Genomic DNA, 21280 nt, shown 5'->3' with positions numbered 1-21280 from the left:
TCCTCCTCCCCACACAAGCTTACTTTTCGACATAAAACTTAGATATTCTCTCAGAAAACACCAGCTATCTTCCCTTCAAGCTGAGATAAATTACCCACAGTTTGTACATACTTCTTAATAAAAGCACTGAGAAAACGCAAAACGTTCTAATCTAAAAGCTGACTGGGTTATTTTTTTTTCGACATTTTTGTTGCTGGCAATGGCAATGCACTTCAGCCTCGATATGTCAAGCAAAATTAATCCAGACTTAACACACAACACATATGATGGGAGTTTTATAAATCCGATGAGTGTTAAGGCAAGTGGTGGAAGCTCTGTTGCGCGTCCGCAACTATATCAAACCCTAGCTGTAGCAACTATTTCCCAAGCAGAGCAACAAGACCGCTTCTTGGGTGCCGGTGAACTAGGTGAGTTGGCAAGATATTTTGCCTCTGGTGCAAAACGTTTAGAAATTGCTCAAACTCTCACGGAAAATTCCGAGATCATCGTATCTCGTGCTGCCAACCGGATTTTTGTTGGTGGTTCACCCATGGCTTTCTTAGAAAAACCCATGGCAGAGCCAAGCCCAGAAATGGCGATCGCAGTAGCTGCGGGCAGTGATGTCAGAAGAGGAATGGAACTAGGGACAGTCACCTACGTGGAATCCCGTGGTGGCTTCTTAGAAAATCTCCGTTCTATCTTTAACTCCTCCCCCAGTGGTCCCGCTCCTGCGGGTTTCCGTCCGATTAACATCGCTCGGTATGGTCCGAGCAACATGGCAAAAAGTCTGCGGGACTTATCCTGGTTCCTACGCTATGCTACCTACGCGATCGTTGCTGGTGACCCCAATATCATCGCGGTAAATACTCGTGGTTTGCGGGAAATCATTGAAAACGCTTGTTCCACAGAAGCAACAATTGTGGCTTTACAAGAAATCAAAGCCGCAGCCCTATCCTTCTTCCGCAAAGATGCTGAGGCAACAGAAATTGTTTCCCAGTACATGGATGTATTGCTGACTGAATTCAAGGAAGCTACACCCTCAACAAAAGTAAGACAACGTCCCTCCACTGACCAGCAAGGGTTACAACTGCCCCAGATTTACTTCAATGCGGCAGAACGTCGTCCCAAGTTTGTCATGAAGACAGGACTGTCGTCCTCGGAAAAAATCGAAGTTGTCAAAGCTGCTTACCGTCAAATATTTGAGCGCGATATTACCCGTGCTTACAGCTTGTCGATATCTTATTTAGAATCCCAGGTGAAAAACGGCGACATCTCCATGAAAGAGTTTGTCCGTCGTCTCGGTAAGTCTCCCCTATACCGCAAGCAATTTTACGAACCATTTATCAATAGCCGCGCTTTAGAATTGGCATTCCGCCACTTCCTAGGACGTGGTCCGAGCAGTCGGGAAGAAGTACAAAAATACTTTGATATCGTTTCTAAAGGTGGTCTATCTAAGCTCATTGATGCCTTAGTAGATTCTGAGGAATATTCTGATTACTTCGGTGAAGAAACCGTACCCTACCTGCGTGGTTTGGGTCAAGAAGCGCAAGAATGCCGTAACTGGGGTCCTCAACAAGACCTATTCAAATACAGCGCACCCTTCCGCAAAATCCCCCAATTCCTCACTACCTTTGTTGACTACAATCAACCCCTACCCGACCAACACGTATATGGTTCTGGTAATGACCCCTTAGAAATTCAGTTTGGTGCTATTTTCTCCAAGGAGACACGCAACCCCAGCAACCGTCCTGCTCCCTTTGGTAAGGATACTAAGCGGATTTTGATTCACCAAGGTGCGGGGATTAACAACCAAAATAGCAATCCTGCTGCCCGTGGTGAATTCCCTGGTACTCTCGGTCCCAAGGTCTTCCGTTTGGATCAGGTTCCCAGAACTCTCAGCAAAGGTACTGGCAAGGGTGCGAGTGTCAAATTCTCAGAAAGTTCCACCCAAAAAGTCATTCGTGCGACCTACTTACAAGTATTTGGTCGGGAAGTTTACGAAGGACAACGGCTGAAGGTTCAAGAAATTAAACTGGAAAACGGCGAAATTTCGGTTCGGGAGTTTGTCCGTGCATTGGCGAAGTCAGACCTCTTCCGGAAGATGTACTGGACTCCTTTATATGTCTGTAAGGCAGTGGAATATATCCACCGTCGCCTGTTAGGTCGTCCAACCTACGGTCGCCAGGAAAATAACAAATACTTTGATATCTGTGCTAAGAAGGGCTTCTACGCTCTGGTAGATGCAATTCTCAATAGCCCAGAATATAGCGAAGCTTTTGGTGAAGATACTGTTCCCTACGAACGCTACCTCACACCCCAAGGTGTATCCCAACGGAAGTTGCGGACAGGCAGTATTCGGGAAGATGTTGGCACTGGCAAGGTCGAAAAACAAACAGTACCAATGTTTGTCCAACTGGCAGAAGCTGGTGGCGATCGCAGCGAACCAGACATTCAGAACCGGGTCAGCCAAGGTGTCACCAAGAAACGGGAACAAACCAAGGTCTTCAAATTAACCAACACCATTGACAAAGTCACCGTCGAAATCGTCATTGGTGCTGCCTACCGTCAGATTTTCGAGCGGGATATTGCCCCCTACGTTGTCACCTCCCGTGAATTTAAAGTCCTAGAAAGTCGTCTAGGTAACGGTGAAATCAACGTGAAGGAATTCATTGAAGGTTTGGGTGGCTCTAGCCTATACCTGAAAGAGTTCTACACTCCCTATCCCAACACCAAGGTCATTGAGTTAGGAACCAAGCACTTCCTCGGACGTGCCCCCTTAGACCAAGCGGAAATTCGCAAGTATAACCAAATACTCGCAACCCAAGGCATCAAAGCTTTCATCAATGCCATGGTGAACAGTTCGGAATATATCCAAGCCTTTGGTGAAGATACAGTTCCCTATAACCGTTACCTGACATTGCCGGCGGCTAACTTCCCCAACACTCAGAAACTGTATAACCAGTTGACGAAACAAAACAAGGATGTATTAGTTCCCAGCTTTGAATCGTCAAAATCACGGATGAATGTTGCCCAAATGCCACTCATGGCTCAGGCGATCGCAGATATGGCAGCCAAAACCCGTGACTTTGCAGAATTGGGTCGTTCCTCTCAAAAAGATGCCCCAGTTAGTGCCAATACCCAGCGCAAACCGACCAGAATCTATCGGATGACTGCCGGTGCTAACCCAGTAGAAATGCTTCAGGTAACCAACGCAATTTACATTCAAATCATGGATGTGTTTGGCGACCAAGTTCCCAGTGAATTCCGTTGCCCAGAACTTGAGCGCAAACTACACAACGGGGAAATCTCCGTACGTGAGTTTGTCAGACAGTTGGCAACTTCCGAAATCTATCACCAGCGTTTCTGTAGCTCCTATCCCAGCGCCAAGGTAGTGGAATTCCTCTTCCGTCACCTCCTCGGACGCGCCCCAGCTACCCAGGCAGAAATCCTTGAGTATAAGCATTTACTCACCGATAGTGGTCTGAAAGCTGCGGTTGCTGCCATGTTGGCTAGCCCAGAATACGATCGCTATTTTGGTGAAGATGTTGTACCCTACAATCGCTTCCCATCCCTACCTGCTGGTAATTACCTCGGTAGTGTGCAAGCAACAACAGACTTGGTGTAATTCTCCTCGTCTCAATTCATCACTAGTCAACGGTCATTGGTCATTTGTAAAGAATGGCTAAGGACTGTTGACAAATTACTAGGCGCGGTAACGCGGAGAGATTAGTAAAAATTTTTCCGAGTCGCCGCGTCTTTGCCATTTTTTACCTGCCCCTTCCCCAAAAAATGAAAGTAAATATTACAAACTATTAACATCTGTCATAAATACTCATCATAATGCCCGAAAATAAATCCGGAAGGTTGCTGAGTTTCCTGACTTGGGTACTGCTGAATACTCAAGTAAATCCTGAGGTGTGAGAGAAACCGCAGTTATTGCTGTTACTGTCACCCTAAGAGGTGGTAAGCTCAGTGAAATGTTTCAAGTCGCACCAGTTTAATTAAATCCTGGTTTCGTTAGTACTGGAGGAATCCATTAATGAGTATCGTCACGAAGTCCATCGTGAATGCTGATGCAGAAGCTCGCTACCTAAGCCCCGGCGAACTAGATCGCATCAAGAGCTTTGTTACCGGCGGTGAAAAGCGCCTACGTATCGCTCAAATTTTGACCGAAAACCGCGAGCGGATCGTAAAACAAGCTGGCGACCAGCTGTTCCAAAAGCGTCCTGATGTAGTTTCTCCTGGCGGTAACGCTTACGGTCAAGAAATGACAGCTACCTGTCTGCGTGACCTGGATTACTACCTCCGTCTCATCACCTACGGTATTGTTTCCGGTGATGTTACCCCCATCGAAGAAATCGGCGTTGTTGGCGTACGTGAGATGTACAAGTCTCTCGGTACTCCTATCGATGCTGTTGCTGGTGGTGTAACCGCTATGAAGGGCGTTGCTGCTTCCTTGCTGTCTGGTGAAGATGCATCTGAAGCTGGTTCTTACTTCGACTACTTAGTCGGTGCTATGTCCTAGTAGGTTTTACCTGCTATAACACCAAGCATTGCAATACTGCTGGAAATAAGGAAATAACAACATGCAAGACGCAATTACCTCTGTAATTAATTCTTCGGACGTTCAAGGTAAATACTTGGACAACGCGGCTCTCGAAAAACTCAAAGGCTATTTCGCTACTGGTGAATTGCGCGTTCGTGCAGCTACCACCATCAGTGCTAACGCAGCTGCGATCGTTAAAGAAGCTGTAGCTAAATCTTTGTTGTACTCTGATATCACCCGTCCCGGTGGTAACATGTACACCACCCGTCGTTACGCAGCTTGTATCCGTGACTTGGATTACTACCTGCGTTATGCTACCTACGCTATGTTAGCTGGCGACCCCTCCATCCTTGACGAGCGTGTACTCAACGGTTTGAAAGAAACCTACAATTCCTTGGGTGTACCCGTTGGCGCAACAGTACAAGCTATCCAAGCTATCAAAGAAGTTACCGCTAGCTTAGTTGGTGCTGATGCTGGTAAAGAAATGGGTGTTTACTTAGACTATATCTGCTCTGGCTTAAGCTAAGAGTTAGAAAGTTGGCGCTTAATAATTTAGGTGCAACTTAATTAAGGTCTGGGAATCAGCTGTGAGTGCTAGAACATCGAGTCGCTTTTCCTTCTGAATTGTCTGATGCCAGAGTGAAAAGTGTTTGTGGTCTAGTATTGATGATTGATTTCCAGCCTTTGAATTGATAAATGAGTAAACTGTCTCTGACAACATTCATTATTTTTGAGATAAAAAATTTCCCCCCTCACAATAGGAGATTTAACCGCCATGGCGCGATTATTTAAGATTACTGCTTGCGTTCCTAGCCAAACCCGCATCCGTACCCAGCGTGAACTCCAAAATACATACTTCACTAAGTTAGTTGCTTACGATAACTGGTTCCTTGAGCAACAACGCATCCAAAAAATGGGTGGCAAAATTGTCAAAGTGGAATTAGCAACTGGTAAGCAAGGTTTGAACACTGGTTTATCTTAGTTTCTATAAAATTTATTATTTCAATGTAGGGAGTTGTGAAGAGGTCGAAGTTTGACCTCTTTTTATTTTGAGACAAAATGGTAAGTAGAACGGCTTAAATAATTCACGCTATGTCATTGCGAATGAAACGAAGTGGAATGAAGCAATCGCAACGGTTTTGACGATTTTACAATCTGTTACATAGTTAGGTTTATTCTCACCGACTTACTTAGGGAGTCAACCTAAACATAGGGTTTTGTGTCTCTCCGCATTTGTTTGTGTGGTGCAAACCCAGGATTACCAAAGAACCGAGAATAACATTCTGTGAACAAAGCTGACTTGTTGCATCGGTGTTGCGATAAGCCCTTGGCTTTACGCTTTGCGTATCGCTCACCGAGAAATCTCATAACTAATAACACGACTCCTAAACATCGGGGTTGAAACTGAATTTACAAATATAGGAATCATCACTAATTATCCGACTTTGATATCAAACCCAAGTTTTGAGGACAAAACTCTTGGAATTATGTCTTTGAGTAATTTTGAGCGACAGAACCTCGATAAATTGTAAATAATGCAATTCTAGATATAATCGATATTTCTTAATATTAAAAACCAAGAGACAAAACTACTTTAGTTATGTCTTATCTCTTCTTTTTAACTATTGAATTTACAATTGTGATCGATAAAAATAGATTCAAGAGTTAAGTAAACAAGCTTAACCGCAACAAAAAATTCACTTAAAAAAGTAAAATCTCATGTCTAGAATTACAATTTCCGACTTAGCTATCGATTCTAATTCCTTCATCAATGAAGTAGCTGAAACCGAAGCTGCATTCGTTAACGGTGGTGTTTCTTCTACGGAATTATTGCTATTTTGGGGTGGAGTACTAAATGGCTTGTTCGTCATAGGTAACGGTGTATTAAATATAGCTAATACAATCGTAAATTTCTTGGTCAAAAAGTTGGACAAGTAATTACATACTCCTGATAAAAGAATGAGACCATTTTGTGGATATTACCGAAAAAACGAAAATTTCATAATGGCATATATACACGAATGGTTCTTTTTATTTCATTTCATCTGTTCATAACTAAATGAGTATAACAACGTAAATATTGGTCGTTGGGATACGTAAGTAGGGTGCGTTAAGCGAAAGCTATAGCGCACCATTCTGTGTAGGGAGGTATTATGGCTAGGATTTACCTAAGGACTACGCATTAACGTCATTGCGACGTAAGAGGTTGTTTGAAAAGTAGTTGGCTGTGATTTTAGGCACTTAGAGATCCCCCCTAACCCCCCTTAAAAAGTGGGGAACCGGAATCCAAGTCTAACTTTCCAAAAAGCTTAGAGGGCAAATACTTCAGGTGTTAATAGTCCCAAAGAAACTACATATATAAAAGTCCCCCTTTTGAAGGGGAGCCACTGTGTTGCGGGGGTTCCCCCCGTTGTAGCAAGTGGCGTGGATTGAGGGGGATCGAGAATGTTTTGATACCAACAATAGTACTTTTCAAACATCCACTGAGTTTTCAGGGTTATAAATTTTCACTAATGATTTCGTAGGGTGAGCAATGCCCAACCTACTATAATATAATCCAAAAATTATGAAGCTATCCTCAATAATTCCTGCACAGGTTGAGAATAGGAATCTGATTCAAAATGGGGAATAATTTCTACTTGGGTAATTTGTTGTTTTAACCAATCTGCGAATAAATCACCCATAATCTTTAAGCATAGCTGCTCGTCTAATTTTGGCTGGATAATTTCCTCAACCCAAATTAAATGTACTTTTTTTCCAATCGCAATCGGTTTGAGTAACTCTGGAGAATTCGCAATAAACACCGCAGCAGCAATATCTGGTTTCAACTCATGACGATGTTTGATACCGCGATATCCCCCAGCGCGTCGCAACTCTGGATTTTGAATGTGTTGACGAGTCACATCCTGAAAGGTAATTTCGCCTTCAGTGACTGCATAAAATAATTCCCAAGCTAAATCTTCGTCTTCTAAGACAACTTCGTAGGTGACAGCAGCTAGATAATTGAGTTGGTTTTCATAAAAGTACGGTTTAACTTTGTCTGCAAATAAATGATGGGCTAACTTGACAGATAACAGGCTCATTTCTGCTAATTGTTCAAAATCTTCGACAGAAAGATAATATTTTTGTAGCCAGTTCCAAGTGTCTTCAGCTTTAATGAGTCGGTTAGCAGCCCGCAAGGCATCAGCTGCCTGTTGTAGTTCTTCATTTTCTACTTTAATGCCTGCATCTTTGACTGTATTAAAGATTATTTTACGAGTGGCGATCGCTTCTAATAAACTAGGAACTTGACATGACAGTTTTAGTTGTTCAATTATCTCTTTTTGAGATACATTTAATGATTTCATCATTTTCTAACTCCTTGACTAATTTAAATGATTTAGCAAATTTATGGTTTACTTATCTCGTTTCCAGGCTCTGACTGGAAATGCACGAAAATAGGCTCTGCCTTTGTTGCATTGAAGGCGAAGCCTTCTTTCCATTCATTCTCATACTCTGTATAGAAACGAGAAATTACAAGGGCGGCTTAGTGTTCCCTGTTCTCTATTCCCTGTCGTCTTTCATTAAAGATTTAATCCACCTTTTTGTAACTGTTTGAATGGATCTAAAATGAAATCAATCAGACGACGCTGACGGACAATTACCTCTGCTGTCGCTGTTTGTCCTGGAGTTAATGGAATGCGTTGGTTATCAGATTTATTCAATGCAATTTCCATTTCAAAAACTTCTATTTTACCTTGGGGAGTTTCCATAACTTTAGAGTCGGGTGACATCCGAATTACTTTCCCTGTCACAACTCCATACTCTTGAAATGGATAGGCATCAAACTTAACTTTAACTGGCATTCCCACCTTCAGGAAAGCACTTTGTTGACTAGGCATATTCGCCTTGAGAATAAAGGGAATATCTTTAGGCGCAATTTGGGCAATTGTCTGACCAGTTTGCACAACTGCACCAGGCTTTTTGATGGGTAAATTAAAAATTACACCATCAATTGGCGATTTGATTATGCGTTGTGCTAATTGTAGTTTTAAAGAACTAATCTGACTTTTAGTTTGAGCTATTTCTGATTTGAGGCTGGTAATTTGCGTTTGCATATCTTTCAATTGCTCCTGATTTTTTAACAGAGCCAATTCACCAGCATGAACTACACTTTTATAACCATTTTTCTGTTCTTCAAGTCGCAATTTAGCTTGCTGAATATCCGCCAAAGCTTGGCGCATTACTCCCTGATAGCGGTTTTGTTCTTCTTGAAAGCGTAACTTTGCCTGTTTGACATTTGATTCACTTTGCTGATAGAGTCTTTCACTCTCATCGGCAATTTTTTCTAGTTCCACAACTTTAATTTTCGGAATAGCACCTTGCTCTCCTAGAGGGCGATAACGTTCAATTTCTGTTAAATCTTTCTGCCAACGACTTGCAGCTAATTTATAGGTAGTCTGAGTAGCAACCTGGTTTTGTTCAGCCTGATTTACTAATGCTAGTTTCTCCAATTTTTGCAAGTTATAAGTACTTTGTTTGGCATCTAGCAGTTGTTGTGCTTGATTAATTTGAGAAATTTTTTCTAATTCTTGAGATTTTTTTTGTTGTTCTTGCACACCAATTGCTAGTTTTAATTGGTTTTTTAAAATGTCTAATTCTGCTAATCGATTGATTAATCCTTCTAGCTTTGCTTTGCCCTGTTGTAAATCAGTTTGGAGAACATTTGACTCTAATTCTAGAAGTAACTGACCAGCTTTAACAGTTTCACCCTCTTTTACTTTAACAGCAATAATATTGCCACTAACTTGAGTATCTAATCTGTGAGTTTCACCTAGTGGTTCAATTTTACCTCTAGCGCTTCCTGTCTCATCTACTTTAGAAAGCATTGCCCAAGGTAAAACTACCGCACTAAAAATAACTAATAAATACAGTAACGAACGTGTCCAAAGTTTGGGTAAGGCATCTAACAGTTCTTCTGTACCGTAATACCAATCAGGAGAATTAGCTACTACAGCTTGATTATCTTCAATGCTATGAGTGGCTGAATTATTGAGTTGTTCTTCAGTTAATGCTGATGATGAATTACTAGCAGTATTAGGCATAATATCTAAACTCTAAATTTCTCACTCTTAAATCAAACTGCTTGCGCGAATTGTTGCTCATTTAGGTAGTAGTAATGACCTTTTTTAGCGATTAATTCTTCATGGGTACCGCTTTCGATTAACAAACCGCGATCTAATACTAAAATTAAGTCAGCATTGCGGATTGTAGACAGTCGATGGGCAATAATTAGACTGGTACGTCCTTGGAGAATTGTATTTAAATTGTTCTGAATGATGCGTTCTGATTCTGCGTCTAAATGACTGGTGGCTTCGTCAAAAACCAATAGACGGGGATTACCTAACAAAGCGCGTGCGATCGCTAAACGTTGGCGTTGTCCACCAGATAACATTCCACCACCTTCACCGATTTGGGTTTCATAACCCATGGGTAATTGGCGAATAAATTCATCTGCACCAGCTAAACGCGCTGCTTCCATAATTTCTGCTAAGGAAGCTTCGGGGAAGGCGATACTAATATTTTCACGAATTGTACCGCCAAATAAGAAGGTATCTTGATCGACAACACCAATTTGAGAACGCAGCGATCGCAACGCTAAATTAGTGACATCATGACCATCAATTAAAATTTTACCTTCTGTTGGTTTATATAAGCCCAAAATCAATTTGGCTAGGGTGGTTTTTCCGGAACCACTCCGCCCTACCAAGGCTACTGTTTGTTCTGGCTGAATTTCAAAACTCAGGTTTTCTAGGACATTAATATCACTATCGGGATGGTAGCGAAAGGTAAGATTCTCAAAGCGAATGTTTCCGCGAATGCTGCCTAAAGATTGACGTGGTTGATTTTGTAAGTCTTCTTCTGGTTCTGCTTCTAGAACATCATTAATCCTTTCGGTGGAAATAACCACTTCTTGTATTTGATTCCAAAGAACGGTGAGACGTTGAAAGGGATGAATAATGTTACCCAACAACATATTAAAAGCAACTAATTGCCCAATTGTCAGTTGGTTTTGAATCACTAACCAAGCACCAAACCAGAGTAAGCCGGTAGTGGCTAAAGATTCAATTGTTGAACTAAAAATCTGCATTTGGTTGCCTACTATCTGCCCACCAAACATTTTTTTAGTCAAGTTATTCAGCAATTCTTCCCAACGCCAGCGCACTGTCTGTTCAATAGCCATGGAGCGAATAGAACGAATTCCTGTCAGAGATTGAATTAAATAACTATTCTCTTTGGATAATGCGCCAAAAACTTCCCGGTTGATGCGGCGAAACAATGGTGTAGAAACCAGTGCCAAAATTAAAAATGGCGGCACAATTGCCAATGCTAGCAATGCCATTTGCCAGCTATACCAAAACATCAATCCCACATAGATAAATACTGTCAGTAAATCAAGAATAATTGACAGTGCTTCCCCTGTTAGAAATTGCTGAATTTTCTGATTCTCTTGGACGCGAGAAATAATATCACCAACGTAACGCGACTCAAAAAAGGCTAATGGTAGGCGGAAAGTATGTTTAATAAAACCTACCATTAACGCTACGCCGATACGGTTGGCGGTGTGGTCTAACAGGTATTGTCGTAGTCCGTTGAGGGCGACGCGGAATAAACCAAAAATCAGCAAACCAAACCCAACAGCAGTTAAGGTGAGGGTACTACCTTGGACAATTACTCTATCTAAAAGTAACTGAGTGAATAGAGGTGTAATTAATCCAAATAATTGAATTAATACCGAAGCAATGAAAACTTCTAACAGTACTTGCCAATGGGGTTTGACTAACTCGAATAACTGCCAAAATGGTGTATTGGCTTCTTCGCTTTCTTTGAGGAGGGCGGTAGGTTGTAAGATTAAAGCGTAACCAGTCCAATCTGCTTGGAATTGATGATGGCTAAGAGTACGTTGACCAATAGCTGGATCACCAACAATCACCTGTTTTTTGGTAACTTCATAAACAACGATGTAATGATTACCTTCCCAATGCGCGATCGCAGGTAGGCGCTGTTGTGCTAATTTATCTAAGCTGGCTTTGACTGGACGGCTAGCAAAACCAATACTTTCAGCAGCGCTGGCTAAACCTCGCAAAGAAACGCCGATGCGATTAACGTTAGCTAAATCCCGCAATCTGTTAATACTAAAGCTTTTACCCCAATAACGACCAATCATCACCAAACAAGCGACACCACAGTCGGAGGCACTTTGTTGTTCAAAAAAGGGATAGCGTTTGGTTAATTGTGCCCATAAATGTCTGGCTTTGATTTGTGGACTGGGAAAATAAGTGCCTCGTTGCTTCTTTTTAGGGGTGGTGTTTGTGGGGAAAGGGATGACATTGGGAATTGAAGATTGGCGAATATTTTCGCGATTTTCTGCCCTATCTGGGTTTTCTTGGGAATTAGTTAACTCTGCTAATTCTTGCCAAGAGTGTAGTGCTGTTTGCCAATCTGCATTCCTTAAACGATAAATAACCGTTGGTTGAGTTGCTTGCCAATCATCCTGTTTTGGCGTGCAGATTTTCCCTGGAATTAAATAACTACCATCAGCGTGACGTAGTTTCCCTTTATGTAGCAGATATAACTTAGTATTTGCAGTCAGATTAATTTCCTGAAACTCTCTCAGAGAAAGCCTTTCAAACAAAGATAACGCCTGTAAGATTCCTTCGGAAGATGTCTGCGGATATTGTTGGCGATACAACATCAGCAAATCCCAAAGTTCTGCACTTTGCAACAGGCGATCGCAGATTTTGGGGTATTTAGCCATCAAAGTCTGCAAAATATCTAAATTGAGATAACAGAGTTTTAAATTATTGGAAGCCCTCGCAGCGTAAAAGCTAAATTCTAATTCTGGAAACAAGGTCATTTCACCAAATGAAGACCCTACACCTAGGGTAGAAATTAAGTTACCAGAACTATCTAATAATCTAACTTTACCCCTAATAACTAAATAAATTCCCGATTCAGCTGCTTGTGATTGCCAAAATAGTTTTGCGACTGGTGGTTCAATAATTTCTAATTTTGACAAACAATTCTGTAACTCTCTATCTGAAAGCTGTTCACCCAAAAAATTAGTCAGTAATTGACCTAGTTGTTCTTGGGAAAATATTGATGGCATTCGCTCTCCTGTAGCCCAAGTTTAGTTATGAATTTGCATCAAATTGAAAGACTGATATATTTGAGAATCACTAGAAGATTGTAAGTCATAGATTCTCACAGTAGTCGGATGATTGTCTTCAATATCACGTTTTCTCGATGACCGTTTTTGTGTAGCCAAACCCATTTCTTTGAGTAAGCGATTAATATGGCGATTGCTGATTTCAATCCCAAATTCTGTAGCCAAATGTTTGCTCAACCATTGAGATGTCCAACTACTAAAAGCGTAACCATATTTCCGAGGACTATGACTCAACAACTCTTTTAATCTGTCCAGGTATTGCTGATTGACAGTTTTTGGTCTGCCTATTGGTTTTTGCTGCCATTGTTCCACAAAACCTGCTTTGGCAATAGTTATCCAATACCTTGCCATTTCCTGAGAACAACCTAAAATCTTACAAATTTCGGCTTGTGACTTTCCCAAATCAGCTAACAACATAATTTCGATTCGCCGTCGATATTCTATCGGCAAATTATGATGTAAATTCTTCAATAAATCTTGGTGCTGTTCAGGGCTAAAAAATCGATTTTCAACATCTGGCAAAGAATTTTGTGATATAAGACTCATCCCTAAATCCAAATTGCGTCTAAATGTATCGACAGTTTTATTGCAATTATGATTTCACGAATAATTCAGGTGGAATCTAATCAATGATTACGGAGTTTTAGATTTTAAATATTTAAATTTTGGATTGTACGAATAGCGTTACCGTAGGCTAGATACAAAATTTAAAATCTTATATCGATTAGAGTCCCTGCATGCATTCATGAAATAAAGCTAAAATACAAAATTGATTTACCTATAATGATATAAGGGCTTGAAATAGAAACCGCAATTGTTCAACGTAGCTGTCATAATTGCCAGTTCTATATACCTACCACGAGTTTCTTTTCTTCTCCAGATTTTGGGAAATTAACAGTTATCTGAAAATTAAGTTAATCGTGGAATCAAGAAAGTATCAACAATGTGTATTAACGCACTGTATTGTTGTAATGCCTAACCTTATATGATGTCAAGACTGACAGAATAAAAAAATCTCTTTTTTCCGAATATTTACGATAACTTTATTATTTTTTTACAAAAAGAATAAACACATACAATTACTTTTCATACATCTATCTTGAGACATATTTGCTCTTGCAAGCAAGTGATCAAAGGATATTTGAAAAGTATTATTTATTACTTCAAAATTTGAAAAATCTAGGGCGTGTTTTCAAACTCTTTGTATCCCACAAAATAGGCGATCGCTATTTTTATACTCATGAACTGAGGAAACTTATACGAATTCTCCAAAATCAAGCTACATATAGACAACAGGGGGCAGGCGTGAAAATTATATGTAGAGGGAATTTAGAGAAATGGTATTAAGTAACCAGAACAAAGTAGATGCTAATTATACAACTATCATAATAATCACTTGCATTTGATTTTCTTGTGTTTATGGTTAGAAAACATCCTGTATGCAACTGATGACGGCTACTTACTGAGTTAAGATGTTGCCAATAATTCTAGTAACTCCGCTTCACTCAACTGCTTGATACCTAGTGCGGTTGCCTTTACCAATTTAGAACCTGCCTCTGCTCCTACAACTAAATAGTCGGTTTTCTTACTAATAGAATCCGTAACTTTACCACCGGCTTGTTGAATCATGGCTTTAGCTTCGTCTCGTTTGAGGGTGGGAAGAGTGCCGGTGATCACAAAGGTTTTGCCTGTGAATATTTGATTTGTGGTGGTAGTAACTACCTCGGTGTTGACGAGTTGTAAACCTAGGGATTGTAATCTTGTAATTAAAGTCTGGTTAGCAGAGATACGAAACCATTGACAGATGCTATCGGCAATTTCCGCACCAATGCCGTAGATAGCTTCTATTTTGGCTGGGGAAGTATTAGCTAACTGTTCTACAGAGGTGAACTTGTCGGTGATGGTTTGGGCTGTGACTGCACCCACATGACGAATACCTAAGCCGTATAATACCCGTGACCAGGGTTGGGTTTTAGATTGGGCGATCGCCATGACAATTTTCTCGGCTGACTTCTGTCCCATTCTTTCCAACTCACACAATCGTTCTGTTGTCAATTCGTAGAGGTCAGCAACGGAAGATACTAACCCCCGATCTACAAGTTGATGTACCAGCTTTTCCCCAATACCACGAATATCCAAAGCATCCCGACTTACCCAATGTTCGATTGACCCCTTGAGGATAGCAGGGCAAGAAATATTTACACAGCGACTAACAGCTTCGTCTTTTTCCTTCACCACAGGTTGCCCACAGACGGGACAATGGGTAGGCATAATAAAGGGTTCCGTACCCTCTGGACGTAATTCTGGTAAGACTCGCAACACCTCCGGGATAATTTCCCCAGCTTTACGCACAATTACCGTATCACCCACACGAATATCTAATTGGGCAATGCGATCGCCATTATGTAATGTTGCCCTGGATACTGTTGTTCCCGCTAATTGTACCGGACGCATTTCTGCCAAGGGAGTCAAAGCTCCTGTTCTACCAACATTTACGATGATTTTCTCCACCAACGTGGGTGCTTCTTCAGGGGTATATTTTAAAGCTACTGCCCACCGGGGAAACTTCTGGGTAAAACCTAATTTTTCTTGTAATTTCAAAGAATTCAGTTTCACCACCACCCCATCCGTCATATAGGGCAAATTTAACCGCTCCGTATCCCAATCAGTATAATAGGCGGCAACTTCCCCCAGGGATGTACATAAACGCTTATTAGGATTTACCCGAAAACCCAGGGATTGCAAAAGTTGCAGAGCTTCCCACTGGGTATCAGCAATACTGGTGTCATCCATCCCCGGAATATGTAAGGTATAAGCAAAAAAATCTAACTGTCGTTTTGCCACCACCCGTGAATCTAATTGCCGCAGAGTACCAGCTGCCGCATTTCGCGGATTAGCAAAGAGGGTTTCTCCAGCTTTTTGTCTCTGTGCGTTGATTTTCTCAAAGGTATCTAGGGGTAAAAATGCCTCACCCCGCACTTCCACCCGTTCCACATCTGCCAATTTTGCCAAACTCTCTGGTAAATCTAACCGTAGAGGAATCGAACGAATAGTTTTAATATTTTGGGTAATATCTTCCCCAGTAATCCCATCACCACGGGTTGCTCCCCGAACTAAAATCCCCCGCTCATAGGTAAGAGCGATCGCGTTACCATCAATTTTCAACTCACAGACATAACTCGCATCCGGAGTAGCAACCAAGCGTTGCCAACGACTATCCCATATCTGCAATTCTTCAACGTTAAAAGCATTTTCCAAGCTATAGAGGGGAATATGATGGCGCACAGAATGAAATTGGGTGGCGGGTTTTTCCCCTACCCGTTGGGTGGGACTATCTGGTGTAATTAATTCTGGATAGGCAGTTTCAAAATCTTGCAATTCTCGATACAACTGGTCATAAACTGCATCCTCCATCACCGGATTATCCAGCACATAATAGGCATAACTAGCTTTTTGTAACTGTTCCCGCAGTTGCATAACCCGTTGTTGTACTTCCGGTTTCATTATCACCACCAAATAAATACCTGACTCATCGGTTATATACAATAAATCATTAAAGAATATCTAGAGATTCGCTGACCTGGAGAAATGCCCTTAATAATAGAAGTAAGGTCTTTAATTAGAGAGCATTAATCAAATGGATGTAAAGTTAATTTTAGTTGGCTTGACAGTCATCTTTTCCATGGCTTGTCTTTTCTTTGGCACGAAAAACGGCTTCTATGACTCCGACAACTATCATGGTAATGGCTCAGCACATTAATCTCAGGGGATTAATTTTTCTGTAGAGGGTAAAAGTCTGGTTGTGAGTTGCGTATAGGCTGACTCTTCAAACAATACCGCATACCAGTGTGGGGCAGATAAAAAATTTGCTCTATGGGAAGGTTAAGAAAATCTTCTTGGGTCTTGGTTTGTGGTAAATTACCGTGAAAATAAGGTTGGAGGGGAAGAAAGCATGAGCGATCGCAACTCGCCGCCTTCTCGTGTTGATGTCAGCGAGGCGATTAGTGATTTACAATGTCTGCCCTATGCTGTCCAACATGAAAATGAGGGTGTTTGTTTACTAGTACGTATGGGACCACATCGAATTATTTTAGATTGTGGTTTAGATAACATAGCTACTTTGATTGGGGGAGTGACTAAACAAGCTAACCAGCGTAGCTCGATTCTACCTGCGGATTTAGTGCTTGTGAGTCATGCTCATCCTGATCATGCACGGGGTTTGCTGGAGCTACATCAAGCTTGCCCCCTATTACCAATTTACGCCAGCGAAGTCACCAGTAAGTTATTACCCCTAAATTGGCTGAACTCAAATATCGAGACAATTCCACAATTTTGCCAAGCTTTACCCCTGCGATCGCCCGTGGAGGTGCGGGAAGGTTTAGTCGTTGAGCTATTCCCATCGGGTCATTTGCCAGGGGCTGTAGCAATTTTACTGACCTACACTGCTCCCCAGCGTACCTACAAACTCCTCTATACAGGGGATTTTTTCCTGTCTAACTCCCGCTTAGTTGAAGGGTTGAAGTTAGATGAATTACGAGGTATCGAGTTAGATGTACTGATAATTGAAGGCAGTTATGGCACTTCTCGCCATCCCCACCGCCGCCACCAAGAAAATCAACTGGCAGAAAGAATTAACCGGGCGATCGCCGACCGTTGTTCTGTAATTTTGCCCACACCTGCCCTCGGCTTAGGTCAAGAATTGTTAATGTTACTACGCAGTCATCACCACTTCACCGGGCGAGATTTAGATATTTGGGTGGATGGGACGGTGGCTGTGGGTTGTGACACCTACCTGGAACTCTTACCCCATTTTCCCCCCTCAGTCCAGAACTTTGCCCGTCACCAACCCCTATTTTGGGATGAACGAGTCCGCCCCCGTGTCCGACGGTTACAGCCAGAGCAACGGGGGATAGTTGGCAAATCGCCCTGTATTATTCTCACCGATGCCATTATTGATATCAACGAATACTGTCAACCAGAAACAGAACCCTGGTTAATTCTCCTGCCAGAAAAAACTAATATCACCATACCCGATAAAATTGCCCAGCAAGCCACCATTGAAACCTATCTCCTAGCACAACACAGTGATGGTCCAGGAACAACCCAATTAATCCATAATTTACGACCACAGCACGTTGTCTTTGTCCATGGTTCCCCTGTCTACCTGGCAGATTTAACCAGTCTGGAGGAACTACAGAACCGCTATCACCTCCATTCTCCCAATGCCGGAAATTTAGTCGAATTACCCATTGGTGAGACATTTATTCAGCCATCTGCCCCGGAAACCAACTACGAAGGGGAATTAACGGAATTAGGAACAGTCATTACGATTACCCTGCCAGATGCCATTACCGCCGATCCCCGATGGCGCGACTTTGCCGATACGGGATTAATAGAAGCCAGATGGCAGGGAGAAGAAATAGTTTTGCGGGGACTATCCCAACGGGAATTATTAAACCAAAGTGGCGATCGCTATGTTTCCTCTGACGTTGACTGCTGCGGTACCTGCCGACATCAAAGGGGACAACGGTGCTGGAATCCCGCGTCCCCTTTGTACAATTTTAAAGTTACCCTCGATGGCTATTGTCCTGCCTTTGAACGTCTAAATTCATGAGTAATTGGGAATCGGGAACGGAAAATCAGTAATTAGCCACAATTGACTAATCAGGTTCAGAGAAAGATAGGCAAACCCTTTCACCCTTTCCCCTTTCACCTTTTCCCTGGCTTCTGTCAGAAGTCAATTACTCTGGATTAGAGTCAGTAAAGTGATTGCGGATACGTTCCGCCTCAGGACAGTCTTCTGTTAATAATGGTTCTACGTTGCCCCGTGGTACTGAAGCTAATTTCTGTGTTACAGCACCAATACTTTCAAGGCGCACCATTTCTTCCCAAGAACAAGTTTCATCTTCTTCCTCTGTTTCATAACGTAGAGTGACTAAATCTCCCTCTATGTCGGTGATGCGGGCACGTTCGATCCAGCGTTGCTGGTCCCGCAAGAAAATACATACCTCTCGCCCATCGCAACAAAGTTGATAAATCTTGCGGTGTAGCATCTACAGCTTCTGCCTTTTTAAACTTAGTGAAATCTGTCAACATCTAGGTTTTACCCCAGTATTTAGTACTTTTTCTAGGTTTTTGCAATAAACCTTTAAGAGTACTGAAAACGACCCAGGTCTTAAAAACTTATTGAAAGATTTAATTATAGTTTTTAGATAAACCTTGGATCATGGAGGTTACAGTTACTGCACCTTCTCAACTCTATACCAGCTCAGGATACTCAAAGGATATTAACTTCAGAGAAGTCATATGATCGAGGGTTAGACCTGAGCAGACCACAAGTTGTTGATGTGTCCTGATTACCATTATGTAATAAAAGATACTTGAGAACAATCTTGATTTGCGGTTGTTTAAGTTGCCTACTTGTATTCATTGGCATCGCTGGGAAGTTTGGGGGTTGGGCTTTAACATTTACCCCTATGTATTTGATATTAGCTTATTCTCTTGCTGACCTTCATATTTTTAGGTCACAAGACTGTAAGTTTTTCAGATAGAAGCCAAAATCTTCTCAGTTAATGCCTCTTCAAGGTAGCATCAAGAAAATTAAACTGAATTTTGGCTTGGGAATTGGCAATTGGAGATATCAGATTGTGAAACCTTGACCGAATATACTTTTCAGGTTGATGTTGTAGGGATAATGTTTCACCCAGATGCTGATATTATCAGGCAATGCCAAAATTTCCAATATTAATTACAGAAGTTACATTAGCTAAAGATTTTGGCTAGGGTGAGAGCGACAATTAGCCTCTGGTAAAGCCTTGCGGGTATTGTGATGGGGCTTAACTGAATATCTAAGTGCAAAGGGAACACTCACGGGGAAGGAGTAGGACGATAGGCTTACAACCCGCCTTTCAGGCGATCGCTAACAGAAAATCTTCAGGAAATACTCCCAGAATCAGCCATGAATTCTATTAACTGGTTTTTTCTAGAAGCTTCTCGCTTAATCCTACCCGCCTTTACCGCCTCAGATAGCGCTTTTAATGCCAATAAATCTTCGGAATTATAGCTTTTTGTCATCAATACCTGATGCAGAAGCCCTTCGGATTCTACGCTTAAACACCCTGTCTCAAAAGCAGATTCAATAAGTGAGCGAATCATTGTGATTAAAACATAATTTGGGGAATTGTTTCTTTAACCAATATCTAAGAAATTAATACTGCATTGATTGATACAGATCAGTAACTCATAGTGATTGTTATCTCAGTATATTTGTGACTTAAATCACACTGACTGTGCGAGTATAGGCGTATATATAAAGCAGTATTTAATACACAAGAGAAGAGTTGATTTCAGATAAAAACAGGAATGGAGCCTGCGATGAAATTGAGATTGTAGATGGGAGTACAAATTCTGCTACCGAGAATCTAGGAATATTTCTCGGAATTTGCAAATCCCTCCAACAAAGTGAATTCAGAAAAATCAATTCCTGCTACTACTTAAAAAATCTGACTTATTTGACATTATTCTTAGAAGAAAATATCAGTATATTTACTTATAATTATTTCGACTCAGTAGGAATGTTTGTCGTATCAAGGCTTGACTGAAGGAAATTTTCGCACCTGAAACTCTGAAGATTCCGTCAAGGGATAGGCTGTACCTAGAACTTTGGTAAACTGAGCATCAATAGCAGCTAACTCTGCTTCCGGAATAGCTTTCCATTGTTTCCTAGTTTCCCATTTAATGACCATGACTATCTCCGTGTTGTCATTAGGGTTAATCCAGACTTCCTTGCTTAAGAACCCAGGATAACGGGAGAGTGCAGTTGTCCAGATTTCTGCATCCACTTGAATGTACTTTTCCCGCATATTGGGCGGTACTTTCACCTTTAATTGCTCAATAACCACACTTTTAATTCCCCATTTACGTTTGTCAGAATAGAACAGTAGGCTGAAGTAATTATGCTTTTAGCATACCGCGATACTCACAGCGTCAAGCCTTTGGCTTATCGCTAACATTTTCAGAATAGACCTCTTAGAAAACAAATTTTTCACCAAGGATAAAGGAACAGGATTTTTCTTTGACCTTTACCCTTCCCTGAATTCTGAGGGTTCTGTGGTTGAACATCATTTAGGAAAAACAGTATGGATAATAACAATTGGATGCAACAGTTATTAATGCTAGGTTTAGGTACAACTTCCTTGATGGCAGAAAAAATCAAAGAAGTCAGTGACCAATTAGTGCAAGATGGTAAACTCAACCCAGACCAAGCCAAGGCAGTCATGGACGATGTTCTCAAACAGATGAAGTCGGATCAGGGCAATTGGGAGGTGAATATGCAACGGCAACTGCGGAACATGATGCAAGATATTGGTGTGGCACGTCAATCGGAAGTCGATGAACTGCGTGGTAGAATTGACCGCCTAGAGCGTCAAGTCAGGGATTTGGAAAATAAATTGTGGAAATAGCGTGGGAATGGGGAATGCTTACCACCATAAGCGACTTGTACCGAAGTAAGTTGAAGGGGTAATAGTTAACAGAAAAACCCTTTC

16 protein-coding genes are annotated in these 21280 nt (G+C 41.5%); 8 read left to right on the top strand and 8 right to left on the bottom strand.

Translation table 11 applies throughout. The features are described from left to right. The first annotated feature begins 286 nt into the window (after nt 1-286). From IJ00_RS02015 to IJ00_RS01995, 5 genes are all read left to right on the top strand, one after another. The gene (locus IJ00_RS02015; protein WP_035158298.1) at nt 287-3604 is read left to right on the top strand and encodes a phycobilisome rod-core linker polypeptide; all 3318 of its coding nucleotides are present in this window, start codon (nt 287-289) and stop codon (nt 3602-3604) included. Between the two features lie 414 nt (nt 3605-4018). Beyond that, nucleotides 4019-4504 carry an allophycocyanin subunit alpha gene (apcA, locus tag IJ00_RS02010; protein ID WP_035149538.1) on the top strand — a complete coding sequence of 162 codons (486 nt, stop codon included), beginning with the start codon at nt 4019-4021 and terminating at the stop codon, nt 4502-4504. A 61-nt stretch (nt 4505-4565) separates the two neighbouring features. Beyond that, nucleotides 4566-5051 carry an allophycocyanin subunit beta gene (gene apcB, locus IJ00_RS02005; protein ID WP_035149535.1) on the top strand — a complete coding sequence of 162 codons (486 nt, stop codon included), beginning with the start codon at nt 4566-4568 and terminating at the stop codon, nt 5049-5051. Between the two features lie 249 nt (nt 5052-5300). Next, a complete protein-coding gene (locus tag IJ00_RS02000) occupies nt 5301-5507 on the top strand; it encodes a phycobilisome linker polypeptide (protein ID WP_035149533.1) in 207 nt (68 codons plus the stop codon). A gap of 737 nt (nt 5508-6244) precedes the next feature. Next, nucleotides 6245-6463 carry a hypothetical protein gene (locus IJ00_RS01995; RefSeq protein WP_035149531.1) on the top strand — a complete coding sequence of 73 codons (219 nt, stop codon included), beginning with the start codon at nt 6245-6247 and terminating at the stop codon, nt 6461-6463. 626 nt (nt 6464-7089) lie between these two features. On the opposite strand, the gene IJ00_RS01990 is transcribed toward IJ00_RS01995, so the two are convergent. The 5 genes from IJ00_RS01990 to ligA all read right to left on the bottom strand — a co-directional run bounded on the left by IJ00_RS01990 (nt 7090) and on the right by ligA (nt 16238). Next, complete coding sequence (locus IJ00_RS01990; protein ID WP_035149530.1) at nt 7090-7875, bottom strand: peptidylprolyl isomerase; 786 nt, start codon at nt 7873-7875, stop codon at nt 7090-7092. 213 nt (nt 7876-8088) lie between these two features. Beyond that, the gene (locus IJ00_RS01985) at nt 8089-9609 is read right to left on the bottom strand and encodes an HlyD family efflux transporter periplasmic adaptor subunit (protein ID WP_035149528.1); all 1521 of its coding nucleotides are present in this window, start codon (nt 9607-9609) and stop codon (nt 8089-8091) included. A gap of 32 nt (nt 9610-9641) precedes the next feature. Beyond that, the gene (locus IJ00_RS01980) at nt 9642-12674 is read right to left on the bottom strand and encodes a peptidase domain-containing ABC transporter (RefSeq protein ID WP_035149526.1); all 3033 of its coding nucleotides are present in this window, start codon (nt 12672-12674) and stop codon (nt 9642-9644) included. Between the two features lie 21 nt (nt 12675-12695). Continuing rightward, entirely contained in the window at nt 12696-13280 is a 585-nt protein-coding gene (locus IJ00_RS01975) for a helix-turn-helix domain-containing protein (RefSeq protein ID WP_035149524.1), read from the bottom strand. A gap of 921 nt (nt 13281-14201) precedes the next feature. Further along, the gene (gene ligA, locus IJ00_RS01970) at nt 14202-16238 is read right to left on the bottom strand and encodes an NAD-dependent DNA ligase LigA (RefSeq protein WP_371259633.1); all 2037 of its coding nucleotides are present in this window, start codon (nt 16236-16238) and stop codon (nt 14202-14204) included. Between the two features lie 133 nt (nt 16239-16371). Between ligA and IJ00_RS29840 the strand changes: the two genes are divergently transcribed. Next, the gene (locus tag IJ00_RS29840) at nt 16372-16494 is read left to right on the top strand and encodes a membrane protein (protein WP_035149519.1); all 123 of its coding nucleotides are present in this window, start codon (nt 16372-16374) and stop codon (nt 16492-16494) included. 192 nt (nt 16495-16686) lie between these two features. Next, a complete protein-coding gene (locus IJ00_RS01960) occupies nt 16687-18348 on the top strand; it encodes an MBL fold metallo-hydrolase (protein WP_035149517.1) in 1662 nt (553 codons plus the stop codon). A gap of 127 nt (nt 18349-18475) precedes the next feature. Here the strand turns inward: IJ00_RS01960 and IJ00_RS01955 are convergent, their stop codons facing one another. The 3 genes from IJ00_RS01955 to IJ00_RS01950 all read right to left on the bottom strand — a co-directional run bounded on the left by IJ00_RS01955 (nt 18476) and on the right by IJ00_RS01950 (nt 20635). After that, nucleotides 18476-18787: a DUF6679 family protein gene (locus tag IJ00_RS01955; protein WP_035149514.1), complete on the bottom strand. Its 312-nt coding sequence runs from the start codon at nt 18785-18787 to the stop codon at nt 18476-18478. A gap of 880 nt (nt 18788-19667) precedes the next feature. Next, on the bottom strand, nt 19668-19889 hold the full coding sequence (locus IJ00_RS29505) for a hypothetical protein (RefSeq protein WP_082127237.1): 222 nt from the start codon (nt 19887-19889) through the stop codon (nt 19668-19670). Between the two features lie 431 nt (nt 19890-20320). Next, complete coding sequence (locus tag IJ00_RS01950) at nt 20321-20635, bottom strand: TIGR03792 family protein (protein ID WP_035149512.1); 315 nt, start codon at nt 20633-20635, stop codon at nt 20321-20323. 237 nt (nt 20636-20872) lie between these two features. On the opposite strand from IJ00_RS01950, the gene IJ00_RS01945 reads away from it, so the two are divergent. Then, a complete protein-coding gene (locus tag IJ00_RS01945; RefSeq protein WP_035149510.1) occupies nt 20873-21196 on the top strand; it encodes a phasin family protein in 324 nt (107 codons plus the stop codon). Nucleotides 21197-21280 lie beyond the last annotated feature (84 nt).

Origin of the sequence: Calothrix sp. 336/3 (genome assembly GCF_000734895.2) — a bacterium.
Classification (GTDB): domain Bacteria; phylum Cyanobacteriota; class Cyanobacteriia; order Cyanobacteriales; family Nostocaceae; genus 336-3.
This window is presented reverse-complemented; position numbering and strand designations above follow the sequence as displayed.

Bases quoted from the DNA above. Each gene is read 5' to 3' on its own strand.
- IJ00_RS02015 (WP_035158298.1), top strand. From the start codon at position 287: ATGAGTGTTAAGGCAAGTGGTGGAAGCTCTGTTGCGCGTCCGCAACTA.
- apcA (WP_035149538.1), top strand. From the start codon at position 4,019: ATGAGTATCGTCACGAAGTCCATCGTGAATGCTGATGCAGAAGCTCGC.
- apcB (WP_035149535.1), top strand. From the start codon at position 4,566: ATGCAAGACGCAATTACCTCTGTAATTAATTCTTCGGACGTTCAAGGT.
- IJ00_RS02000 (WP_035149533.1), top strand. From the start codon at position 5,301: ATGGCGCGATTATTTAAGATTACTGCTTGCGTTCCTAGCCAAACCCGC.
- IJ00_RS01995 (WP_035149531.1), top strand. From the start codon at position 6,245: ATGTCTAGAATTACAATTTCCGACTTAGCTATCGATTCTAATTCCTTC.
- IJ00_RS01990 (WP_035149530.1), bottom strand. From the start codon at position 7,875: ATGATGAAATCATTAAATGTATCTCAAAAAGAGATAATTGAACAACTA.
- IJ00_RS01985 (WP_035149528.1), bottom strand. From the start codon at position 9,609: ATGCCTAATACTGCTAGTAATTCATCATCAGCATTAACTGAAGAACAA.
- IJ00_RS01980 (WP_035149526.1), bottom strand. From the start codon at position 12,674: ATGCCATCAATATTTTCCCAAGAACAACTAGGTCAATTACTGACTAAT.
- IJ00_RS01975 (WP_035149524.1), bottom strand. From the start codon at position 13,280: ATGAGTCTTATATCACAAAATTCTTTGCCAGATGTTGAAAATCGATTT.
- ligA (WP_371259633.1), bottom strand. From the start codon at position 16,238: ATGAAACCGGAAGTACAACAACGGGTTATGCAACTGCGGGAACAGTTA.
- IJ00_RS29840 (WP_035149519.1), top strand. From the start codon at position 16,372: ATGGATGTAAAGTTAATTTTAGTTGGCTTGACAGTCATCTTTTCCATG.
- IJ00_RS01960 (WP_035149517.1), top strand. From the start codon at position 16,687: ATGAGCGATCGCAACTCGCCGCCTTCTCGTGTTGATGTCAGCGAGGCG.
- IJ00_RS01955 (WP_035149514.1), bottom strand. From the start codon at position 18,787: ATGCTACACCGCAAGATTTATCAACTTTGTTGCGATGGGCGAGAGGTA.
- IJ00_RS29505 (WP_082127237.1), bottom strand. From the start codon at position 19,889: ATGATTCGCTCACTTATTGAATCTGCTTTTGAGACAGGGTGTTTAAGC.
- IJ00_RS01945 (WP_035149510.1), top strand. From the start codon at position 20,873: ATGGATAATAACAATTGGATGCAACAGTTATTAATGCTAGGTTTAGGT.